The organism is Paraburkholderia sp. NMBU_R16 (genome assembly GCF_013282575.1).
Taxonomy (GTDB): Bacteria; Pseudomonadota; Gammaproteobacteria; order Burkholderiales; family Burkholderiaceae; genus Trinickia.
The window spans coordinates 198,995-208,794 of sequence record NZ_JAAAYE010000001.1; the positions used below are offsets into that span (position 1 = coordinate 198,995).

8 protein-coding genes and 2 pseudogenes are annotated in these 9,800 nt (G+C 63.3%); 7 read left to right on the plus strand and 3 right to left on the minus strand.

Going from position 1 to position 9,800, the window contains the following annotated elements; all coding sequences use genetic code 11:
- Positions 1–138: 138 nt before the first annotated feature.
- Positions 139–2,412 (plus strand): FUSC family membrane protein, encoded by a 2,274-nt coding sequence (locus tag GWC77_RS00840; protein ID WP_173254891.1) that lies wholly within the window; start codon positions 139–141, stop codon positions 2,410–2,412.
- 21 nt (positions 2,413–2,433) lie between these two features.
- Here GWC77_RS00840 and GWC77_RS00845 read toward each other — a convergent pair whose 3' ends face one another.
- From GWC77_RS00845 to GWC77_RS00855, 3 genes are all read right to left on the minus strand, one after another.
- Entirely contained in the window at positions 2,434–2,637 is a 204-nt protein-coding gene (locus GWC77_RS00845) for a hypothetical protein (RefSeq protein WP_173254892.1), read from the minus strand.
- A gap of 132 nt (positions 2,638–2,769) precedes the next feature.
- The gene (locus GWC77_RS00850) at positions 2,770–3,414 is read right to left on the minus strand and encodes an NAD(P)-dependent oxidoreductase (protein ID WP_173254894.1); all 645 of its coding nucleotides are present in this window, start codon (positions 3,412–3,414) and stop codon (positions 2,770–2,772) included.
- A 117-nt stretch (positions 3,415–3,531) separates the two neighbouring features.
- The gene (locus tag GWC77_RS00855) at positions 3,532–3,984 is read right to left on the minus strand and encodes an Rrf2 family transcriptional regulator (protein WP_173254896.1); all 453 of its coding nucleotides are present in this window, start codon (positions 3,982–3,984) and stop codon (positions 3,532–3,534) included.
- Positions 3,985–4,166: 182 nt separating this feature from the next.
- Here GWC77_RS00855 and GWC77_RS00860 point away from each other — a divergent pair, with 182 nt between their 5' ends.
- The 6 genes and pseudogenes from GWC77_RS00860 to GWC77_RS00885 form a co-directional block, all read left to right on the plus strand.
- Positions 4,167–4,748, plus strand: coding sequence for a DJ-1/PfpI family protein (locus GWC77_RS00860; RefSeq protein ID WP_173254899.1), 582 nt, complete (start codon positions 4,167–4,169; stop codon positions 4,746–4,748).
- Between the two features lie 398 nt (positions 4,749–5,146).
- The gene (locus GWC77_RS00865) at positions 5,147–7,435 is read left to right on the plus strand and encodes a nitric-oxide reductase large subunit (RefSeq protein WP_173254901.1); all 2,289 of its coding nucleotides are present in this window, start codon (positions 5,147–5,149) and stop codon (positions 7,433–7,435) included.
- 97 nt (positions 7,436–7,532) lie between these two features.
- Positions 7,533–7,871 carry a metal-sulfur cluster assembly factor gene (locus tag GWC77_RS00870; RefSeq protein ID WP_173254903.1) on the plus strand — a complete coding sequence of 113 codons (339 nt, stop codon included), beginning with the start codon at positions 7,533–7,535 and terminating at the stop codon, positions 7,869–7,871.
- Between the two features lie 71 nt (positions 7,872–7,942).
- Complete coding sequence (locus GWC77_RS00875) at positions 7,943–9,004, plus strand: hypothetical protein (protein WP_173254951.1); 1,062 nt, start codon at positions 7,943–7,945, stop codon at positions 9,002–9,004.
- Positions 9,001–9,243 (plus strand): annotated as a pseudogene (locus GWC77_RS00880) (DUF2249 domain-containing protein); the annotation flags it as partial. The gene GWC77_RS00875 and the pseudogene GWC77_RS00880, both read left to right, overlap by 4 nt.
- 250 nt (positions 9,244–9,493) lie before the next feature.
- Positions 9,494–9,676, plus strand: a pseudogene (locus GWC77_RS00885) (hypothetical protein); the annotation flags it as partial.
- Between the last annotated feature and the right edge of the window lie 124 nt (positions 9,677–9,800).

The following is a 9,800-nucleotide window of genomic DNA, read 5'->3' on the forward strand; positions in this document are numbered from 1 at the left end:
TCATCGCAAGAGCGAACCGAGCACATTGCGGCGCGGCCGTTCCTAGTGGCGGGCGCAGAGCCAAATACGTTAGACTCGACGCGGGCTCAAGCTTCAACCGTCCGGTAACCGGCTCATTCGCTGCCAGCTCCCACATCGATGCGATATTCGATAGAAATCAAGAAATTCCTCTACAGTCAGTATTTCTTCGGTGGACTGCGCATGGCGATCGGCGTCTCGCTGCCCGCCGTGCTTTGCCTCATCGTCTTTCGCAATACCGAGCTCGGCTTCACCATCGCGACGGGTGCGCTCGGGGCCTGCGTCGTCGACATGCCCGGGCCGCTCAAGTACAAGCACAACGAGATGTTGATCTGCAGCGTGCTCGGCTTCGTTGCCGCGCTCGCAACGGGGCTCGCCACGTTCAACGTCTTCGCGCTCGGTGCCACTGTCGCCGCGCTCACGTTCGCGCTATCGCTGACGGTCGCCTATGGCAATCGCTGGCCGCAGATCGGCTTCGCGACGCTGTTCATGATGGTCGTGACGCTCGAAGAGCACTTGAGCCCGCTCGCGGCGCTGACGAACGCCGCGTGGATTCTCGCGGGCGGCCTCTGGTACACGTACTGGGCCACCCTCGTGCTGCAATGGCAGGCGTATCGGGTCGAAAAGCAGGCGCTAGCCGAAAGCGTCTTCGCCTGTGCCGAATATCTGCTCGCGCGCGCCGCGTTCTACGATGTCGATGCCGATCTCGACGTCTGCTACAGCAATCTCGTCGAAAAGCAGATCGCGGCCGTCGAGCTCCAGGACGCCGCGCGCGCCATCGTGCTGCGCAACCTGCCGAAGCTGCGCCGCGGCAAGCTCGATCGAAAGCGCGTCACGCTTTTCAATCTATTCATCAACGTCGTCGATCTGCATGAACTCTTCGTCGGCGCGCATACCGACTATCCGCTATTGCGCCGCACTTTCGGCAATGCCGACCTCATGCTGTTCTACCGCGATCTGATCCGCAAAGCCGCGTTCGATCTCGACGAGATCGGCCTTGCGGTGCTGCAAAATCGCGTTTCCGAATCGCGCATCAGCGTGAAGGCCGAGCTGCGGGCGATCGAGTACGAGCTCGAGTTGCTGCGCAAGGAAGGCCAGGCGCAGCGCCAGGCGGAGGCCTACGCGGCCGCATCGGCTTCCTTCAGGCGCATCTGGAGCGGCATCCGGCTCATCGACAAGATGAAAAAAAGCCTGGCGGACGATTCGCCGACGGTTCGAACGGAACTGCGTCTCGATCCGAGCCTGACGCGTTTTCTCTCCGGCAGGCGCGTACCGTTGCGGCAGATCTTCTCGAACCTGACGATGACCTCGCCGAGCTTTCGCCATGCCTTGCGCGTGACGATCGCCGTCGCCCTGGGCTTCGCGCTGGGCCGGGTGCTGCCGCTCACGAACGCCTACTGGATCGTGATGACCACACTGATCATCATGAAGCCCGGCTATTCGCTCACGAAGCAGCGCAATCAGCAGCGTATCGTCGGTACGGCCATCGGCTGCACGGTCAGCATCGCGCTGATCTTGCTGGTGCACTCGCCGCACGTACTGCTTGCGGTCATGTTCGCGTCGATGGTCATGAGCTACAGCCTGCTGCTTTTCAATTACACGGCGAGCGTCGTATTCACGTCAGCGTACGTGCTGCTGCTCTTTCATCTGCTGGCGCCGGGCAGCCTGCATATCATCGGCGAGCGCGCGATCGATACCGTCGTCGGATGCGCGCTGGCGATTGCGGCAAGCCGCTTGTTTCCATACTGGGAGTATCGCGACATAGGCAAGCTCGTGACGGAGTTGCTCGCCACTTCGCGTCAACATCTCGAGGCGGCTTGGTGGTGGGGGGGCCAGCAGGGCGAGCCAGCAGGCGCCGCGGCGGCTGGCACGAACGCTGCCGTCGCAACAGAGCGCGGTGCGCCGGCCGACCGCGATTTTCGTTATCGGCTTGCGCGCAAGAATGCGCACATCGCGTTTGCCAACCTGGCGCAAGCGTTGCGGCGCATGCTGATCGAGCCCGAAGCCCATCGCAAGTTCGTGCCCGAACTCAACGATCTGCTCGTGCAAAGCCATACGCTGGCTGCGCAAATCACGGCAGCCATGCCGCTCATACGCAGCATTGCGGACAAGGAATCGGAGCGCCCGCTGGCGCTGCAGCGCACGCTCTCGGTCGTGCGCGAAAATCTTGCCAACGCGCATGCGGCCGATGCGCCCAGTGCCGACCCGGCGGAGCCGACGAAACAGCTCACACGCGAGCTCGATGCCATGGTGACCGATGCCGAACGCTCGGGCCAGCATGCGAACGAGTTCGTGCAGGAACTCAAGATGCTTGGGTTGCAAGCGAAACAGATGCTTGCCGCATCGTTTCTAATCCGCAAGGACGCGCGGACGATTCTGCTATCGGAAGACTGAAAGCGTTTCGTTCCGCGCGGATTATTGCGAGGCGGGAACGACGGCGGAGCCTGCGCGCATCGCGGCCGATGCGGGGACCTCTTGCGCCGCGCGCCGCTCGCGGTCGTACTCGAGTTTGCCCCGTATCGCGTTATAGAAGAGCGTGCCGATCACGAGCAGCACGGCGACGACGATCAGCACCGCGACGCGCATGGTCGGGTCAGGCTTCTTGCGAGGTTGGTTCACGATCGAATGCCGGAAAGGAAAGGGTTCGCGCAGACCGGGCGCACCCCCGCCTACGCGGGCCGCATTCTACGCTTTTCAGCAAAAGTCGGTGATCCGTATCGCGCCTTTCTCCGCGCTTACGCTCTCGCCCGCTCAGTAAGCCACCGTCGCGATCCGCCGCGCAAACCGTGCGCCCTCGATTTCGTCGACAAACGCAATGGCGTAGTCCTCGGCCGAAATCGTGCTGTTGCCGTTCTCGTCCGCAATGAGCTTGTCCGTGCCAACCCGGAACGTGCCCTTGCGCTCACCCGGCGCGATGACGGCCGCCGGTGCGAAAAACGTCCAGTCGATATCGGTCGCACTCCGGTAAAACCCCAGCGCGTCGCGGTGCGCGAGTGCATACGCCTTGTACTGCGGGGGAAATCCGTCCGTATCGACGAGTTGCTTGCCAGGCGCCACTTCGAGCGAGCCCGCGCCGCCCACGGCTACGATCCGCTTGATGCCTGTCGCCCGTGCGATCGCCACCAGTGCGCGCGCGGCATCGACCACCTTGCCTGCATCGTCGTGCGGCGGTGCGTACGCGCTGGCGATCACGTCGTGGCCCGCAACCGCGGCCGTCATCGCCGGCACATCGAAAACATCGCCCTGACGCGCCGTGATATGCGCGCCATCCTGCACACGTTCGGGATGTCGCGCAAACGCGCTGACCTCATGGCCGCGCCGTGCCGCCTCGGCGGCGATTCGCGAGCCGATCATGCCCGTTGCGCCCAAAAGCGCGATCTTCAGACTCTTTTGCATCTTTGCTCTCCTGATTAGTAACTGCATTGGTTACAGATTGCCGCGAAAAAACGGCGGGGTGCGAGCCCCGCCCGATTCATGCTCCATGGATGGCCGGCCGATGCCGGCTCCACCGCATTACCCCCGCCGCCGTTTTTGTTCTTCCTTTCGGTGTGCCGACAGCACGCCCGCCGTGACATCCGCCAGCGTACGCGAAGCAAGCGATGCTTCGAGCGCCCGCTCGGCGGCATCGACGACTTCGACGAGCACCGCTTGAATGTGTCTGCCGACCATGCAGTCGGGATTCGGCGTATCCCGATGCAAGCCGATCAATTTGCCTTCATCGACAGCGCGGTAGACATCGACCAGTGCGATATCCTTTGGCTCGCGAGCGAGCAGCGCACCGCCGCCCGCCCCCAATTGCGCGGTGGTCAGCCCGGCTGCGGCGAGCATCGAAAGCAGGCGCCGGATCAACGCCGGATTCGTGTTCACGCTGCCCGCAATGATCTCCGACGAAAGCGGTACACCCTCTTGCAGCGACAGCAACGCGAGCACGTGAACGGCGTAAGCGAAACGGCTGCTCGTATTCATTTCCCGCTTTCACTCCCGGTCCGGCGTCCGCGCCTCCAAATAGTGTAACCATCTTAATTACATTTTCCGGCTCTGGCAACTGCCCGGGGATAACTGCGCTGCTGCCACCGCTGCGTCGATGAGCCGGAGTACACTTTGCCGTGCTCGTTCCGTCCCAACGTAGGTACCGACAGGAGAAAGGCATGGCAGCGAAGAAGATTCTCTTTTTGACCGGCGATTTTGCAGAGGACTACGAAACGATGGTGCCCTTCCAGGCCCTGCAAGCCATCGGGCATACCGTGCACGCCGTATGCCCCGGCAAGAAGGCCGGGGACAAAGTGAAAACGGCGATCCACGACTTCGAAGGCGACCAAACGTACACCGAGAAACCCGGGCATCAGTTCGCGCTCAACGCATCGTTCGACGAAATCGACGCGCATGAATACGACGCGCTCGCGATCGCGGGCGGTCGCGCACCCGAGTACTTGCGGCTCGATCGGAAGGTGATATCGCTCGTGCAGCAGTTCGCGAACGATAAAAAGCCGATTGCGGCGATTTGCCACGCGGCGCAACTGCTGGCGGCGGCCGATGTCATTCGGGGCAAGCGCATTTCGGCCTATCCGGCCTGCTCGCCCGAGGTTCGGCTGGCCGGCGGCGAGTACGCCGATATCCCCGTGGATGCGGCCGTCACCGATGCGCCGTTCGTCACGGCACCGGCGTGGCCCGCGCATCCCGAATGGTTGAGACAGTTCCTCGTTTTGCTGGGCACGCGTATCGAGCTGTAAACCCGCTCGGCGTTCACAGCGCCCGGCGTTCCACGAGCGACACCGACATTGAGCCCCCGACAACGGGGGCTTTTCTCGAACTCCCGCCGCCCTTCGAAAACGACGCGTCCCAGCGCCCAAGCGTTGCTCGCTCCAGGCCACTTCGCTGCCTGTACACCGATACCTGCATACCTGCGGCGAAATAACGCGACACCCCGCGCACCCCCGCAAACATCGACGTTCCCGGATGCCGAACGTCCAGATCGCCCGCTTACCGACCGACATCGACCTTTACCTAGATCAAAAGGCGACTCTATGATGCCCGTTAACATGTATTTCAAATATATGTTTTAGCCACTGCAGACGGATCGACCCGCGGGCAATGGCATCCCTGCACTTCACCCTCCAGGAGAGAGGATATGCAATCGACACGACGCTTATGGAGATGGTTGGGCCTGGTCTGCCTGCTATCGTTCGCCGCTTTGCTTTGGCTCGGAAAAGAGATCTACCTGGCCGCTCCGCCGATTCCGAGCGCGGTTGTCGATCAGAGCGGTCAAGTGCTGTTCACCGGCGATCAAATCAAGCGCGGCCAGCAAGTATGGCTCGCGGCCGGAGGACAGCAACTCGGCACCGTTTGGGGCCACGGCAGCTACGTCGCGCCCGACTGGTCGGCCGACTGGCTCCATCGCGAAGCGCTGCAGTTGCGCGAGAACTGGGCCAAGCTGCAGTTCGGGCAACCGTATGCCGCGCTGACGGACGATCGGCAGGGCACGCTCGACGCACGCCTGAAGCGCGAAATGCGCGCGAATCGCTTTGACGCTTCGACAGGCCGCCTCACGCTGAGCAATGAGCGCGCGAGCGCAGTGCGCGATGTCGCGGCGCACTACGAAGCGTTGTTCGGCGACGATCGGTCGCTCGACGCGCTACGCGATCAATACGCGATGAATGCCGGTTCCGTCAGAGGTGCCGACGATCGGGCGGCGCTTGCCTCGTTCTTCTTCTGGTCCGCCTGGTCGGCCACCACCGATCGCCCTGGACAAACGGGTATCACCTATACGAACAATTGGCCACACGAGCCGCTCGTCGACAACAACCCGACCGTTGCCAACGGCATGTGGTCGATCGCCAGCGTGATCCTGCTGCTCGCGGGCATCGCCGGCATGATCTGGTACCACTCGGCACATAACGAAGGCGAAGCGTCCTTGGCGGCCCCCGCCAAGGATCCGCTCTTCAATGTCAAACCCACGCCGTCGATGAAGGCCACGAAGAAATACTTCTATGTCGTCATCGGCTTGCTGTTGACGCAAGTCGGCATGGGTGCGATCACCGCTCACTATGCGGTGGAAGGCCACAGTTTCTTCGGGCTGCCGCTTGCAGATGTATTGCCATGGATCGCGAGCCGCACGATCCATACACAGTTCGGCGTGCTTTGGATCGCCACCGCCTGGCTTGCAACGGGCTTATACATCTCTCCGCTGCTCTCGGGGCACGAACCGAAGCTGCAAAAGCTCGGCGTCGACGTGTTGTTCTACGCGCTGCTCGCGATCGTAGTGGGATCGACCGTCTGCGGCTGGCTTGGCACGCTACAGCATCGCGGCACCGATTACAGTTTCTGGATCGGCAATCAGGGGCTCGCCTACACGAGCATGGGCCGCGTCTGGCAGATCCTGCTGTTCGTCGGCCTGCTGTTCTGGCTCGTGCTGATGGGACGTGCATTGATGCCCGCGCTGAAGAACCGCGAAACGAACGGGCGTGGACTGATCGGCATGGTGTTCCTGTCGGCGGCCTGCATCGGCGCCTTCTATTCGACTTCGCTCGCCTGGGGCCAACACACGCATTACTCGATGATCGAGTACTGGAGATGGTGGCTCGTGCACCTGTGGGTCGAAGGCTTCTTCGAAGTGTTCGCAACGGCCGTGATCGCGCTGATCTTCTCCAGACTGGGCCTCATCCGCATCGAAACGGCCAATCGCGCCATCGTGCTCGAGACGATCGTGTTCCTGTTTGGCGGCATTTTGGGTACCTTGCACCACCTGTACTTCACCGGCGCATCGACGGCCGTCATCGCGGTGGGCTCGGTGTTCTCCGCCTTCGAAGTCGTACCGCTCGCGCTCATCGGCCTCGAAGGCTGGCAAACCTATCGCAAGACGCAGGCCGCACCGTGGGTTCAAACGTACAAGTGGGCGATCCTGTGCTTCGTCGCCGTGGGCGTGTGGAATACCGTCGGCGCCGGGCTGCTCGGATTCTCGATCAACCCGCCGATTTCGCTCTACTACGTACAGGGGCTCAACATGACGCCCGCGCACGGCCATGCTGCCCTGTTCGGCGTCTACGGCATGCTGGGCATCGGGCTCATGCTGTTTTGCCTGCGCGGCCTGTCGGCGCGCGAAGCGTGGGACGACACGCTGCTCAAGCCGGCATTCTGGATGCTCAATATTGGCCTGTTCATGATGGTGTTCCTCTCCATCCTGCCCTCGGGCATCTACGAAGCGTGGGCCAGCGTCAGCAAGGGTCTCTGGTATGCGCGCTCGCCCGAGATCGTGCACGCACCGATCATGCAGGCGCTCGTGTGGATCCGCGTCCCGGGCGACATCGTCTTCGCTGCCGGCGTGCTCTATCTAGGCTGGTTCGCGCTGCGTCTGCTGCGCCGCGTGCAGCCCGCACGTCCGGCCGAGGCAGCCGTCGAACGCGCGGCCCATCGGGTCTGAGATGACGCGAGCACTCGCCTGACGTCCTGACGGCCGGATGCTCGCGTCCGGCCGCCCAACCGTCCCACGTTCACTGAATGCCCGCGGAGAACCACTAATGGAGCCCTTACCCATCCCTACCAGCGCCGCGTCGGCGCGCGAGCACATTCGCGAGGCGCTGCAGCACGTGATCGATCCGGAGATTGGCGTGAACATCGTCGATCTCGGGCTCGTTTACGACATCGAGCAGCGTACTGAAGGCTGGCGCATCGCGCTCACCATGACTTCGCCCGCCTGCCCGATGGGGCAATCGATTCTCGACGACGTGCGTGCGGTCATCGACGCCGCGTTGCAGGTAGGCACGATCGTCGACATCGATCTCGTCTGGGAGCCGCCGTGGCAGCCCGAGATGATGAGCGACGCCGCGCGCGATACGCTCGGTTGGAGCGACGATTGAAGCGTACGTCGCCTGCCGCTACAGCCGAGACCGGCGCCCGCACATCGTGGAGACGCGCGGCGCAAACCGGCATGCGGCTCGCGTTCGCCGGCTCCATCGCTGTCGCGTTCATATGCGGCATTGCAGCCGGTCTCGCCCGCTTCGGCATCGCGCTGCCTCGCCATGCGCTGTCGAGCGCTGCTTGGCACGGTGTGCTGGTCCTGCCCGTCTTCTTCGGCGCAGTCGTCAGTCTCGAGCGCGCAGTCGCGCTCCGGGCAGGCCCGCACCTCTTTGCCCCCGCGTGCGCAGCCGCCGCGGGCCTCGTCCTGTTGGCCGGCGCGCCGCCCGCCTGGACACAGGTGCTTCTGATCGTCGCGGCCACGGCCGCGCTGGCGAGCATGATCGGGTTGCTTCGACGGCAGAGGGCATTGCATCTTTTCGTGCTCGCGCTCGGCGTGTCGAGCTGGTGGGCAGGCAATGTCGTTTGGCTTGCGACTCAGGCGCCGTTGCAGGCCGTGCCGAATTGGTTGGCGTTTCTCGTGTTGACGATCGCGGCCGAAAGACTCGAGCTCACGCGCATGCGGCGAACCCCACCGCGCGCGCGGGTCACGTTCGTCGCCATCGCCGTCGCCGTCTTCCTCTCGGCCAGTGCCTCGCCGTATGCGCCGGAGCCGGCATTGCGCGCATTCTCCGCAGCGCTGGTCGCGCTGGCACTATGGCTGACCCGCCATGACATTGCGCGCGTTACCGTGCGTCAACACGGACTCACGCGTTTTATCGCCGTCTGTCTGTTGTCGGGCTATGCCTGGCTCGCATTGAGCGGGGTGCTCGGCTTGTTCGGTTCATGGGACGCCGGACATCCGTGGCACGACGCGGCGCTGCATGCGCTCACGCTCGGCTTCGTCATGTCGATGGCGATCGGGCACGCACCGATCGTCCTGCCGGCGCTCGCACGGCTGCGCGTGCGTTACCGCCCTCTCTTCTATCTGCCGCTCGCTGCGTTGCATGCGGCGCTCGCCCTGCGCATCGGCGGTGCGCTCGCGCAGGCATTTTTGCTACACCGCGCCGGCGCACTCGGCAACGCCGCGGCGCTGGCACTGTTCATCGTCGTCATGTTCTCGTCGATGTCACTTCCACTCAGGAGCCCACAATGACAAATGCCAATCCCAATACGACCTATGCCTTCGATGTGCGCGGCATTGCCAAGCGTTTGCGCCATGCCGCCATTTTCGGGGCGCTCGAAACGCTCGATCGGGGGGAGACCATGCGCTTCATCAACGACCATGATCCTCTGCCGCTGCTGAATCAAATCCAACAGCGGTACGGCGATCAGGTCCGCATCGAATACCTGGAGCGCACGCCGGATCGTGTCGTGATCGACTTCGGCATCCGGCTCAGTGCGAACGAAAGCGCAGCGCCCGCGCAAGCGTCGGCTGCCGGATGCGCGGGCGGTGGAACCGGCTCGTGCGGTTGCAGCGGCTAATGGCCAAGGGCAATCGGCCGCGCACGCCACGGGCGCGGCCGGCTCATAAACTTAACGCAGGTCAAGTAGACGCAAGAATGTAGGCGAGCGACGTTGACCACGCTATATATGGTGCATACGATGAGCACCATCACAACATATTGTGCTCATCGAGGCTCACATGGACCACGGACCGGCTTCCGCTTCCCTTCTTCACACCGGCCGCCACGCACACACGGCGCAGGCGCAACGGCATGCCAAGCCGCAAATCGACGTGGCGTCCGCCATCGAGGAGTATCTCGAGCGCCGCGATTGGCGCGTCAATGCCAATGCCAACCAAGGCTATTCGCTCGGCGGTCTGATTGCCGCGCGTCAAACAAGATGAGAGCAGCGCGTCAATCAGGATGAGAGTACTGGCGTGGCGGCAGCGGTGAAGGGCGTAGCCCGGAACCGCTGCCGCCACGCCGCGCCGAGCAGTCCCCCGTCAT

Bases quoted from the DNA above. Each gene is read 5' to 3' on its own strand.
- GWC77_RS00860 (WP_173254899.1), top strand. From the start codon at position 4,167: ATGGCAGCGAAGAAGATTCTCTTTTTGACCGGCGATTTTGCAGAGGAC.
- GWC77_RS00855 (WP_173254896.1), bottom strand. From the start codon at position 3,984: ATGAATACGAGCAGCCGTTTCGCTTACGCCGTTCACGTGCTCGCGTTG.
- GWC77_RS00875 (WP_173254951.1), top strand. From the start codon at position 7,943: ATGCGGCTCGCGTTCGCCGGCTCCATCGCTGTCGCGTTCATATGCGGC.
- GWC77_RS00840 (WP_173254891.1), top strand. From the start codon at position 139: ATGCGATATTCGATAGAAATCAAGAAATTCCTCTACAGTCAGTATTTC.
- GWC77_RS00850 (WP_173254894.1), bottom strand. From the start codon at position 3,414: ATGCAAAAGAGTCTGAAGATCGCGCTTTTGGGCGCAACGGGCATGATC.
- GWC77_RS00865 (WP_173254901.1), top strand. From the start codon at position 5,147: ATGCAATCGACACGACGCTTATGGAGATGGTTGGGCCTGGTCTGCCTG.
- GWC77_RS00870 (WP_173254903.1), top strand. From the start codon at position 7,533: ATGGAGCCCTTACCCATCCCTACCAGCGCCGCGTCGGCGCGCGAGCAC.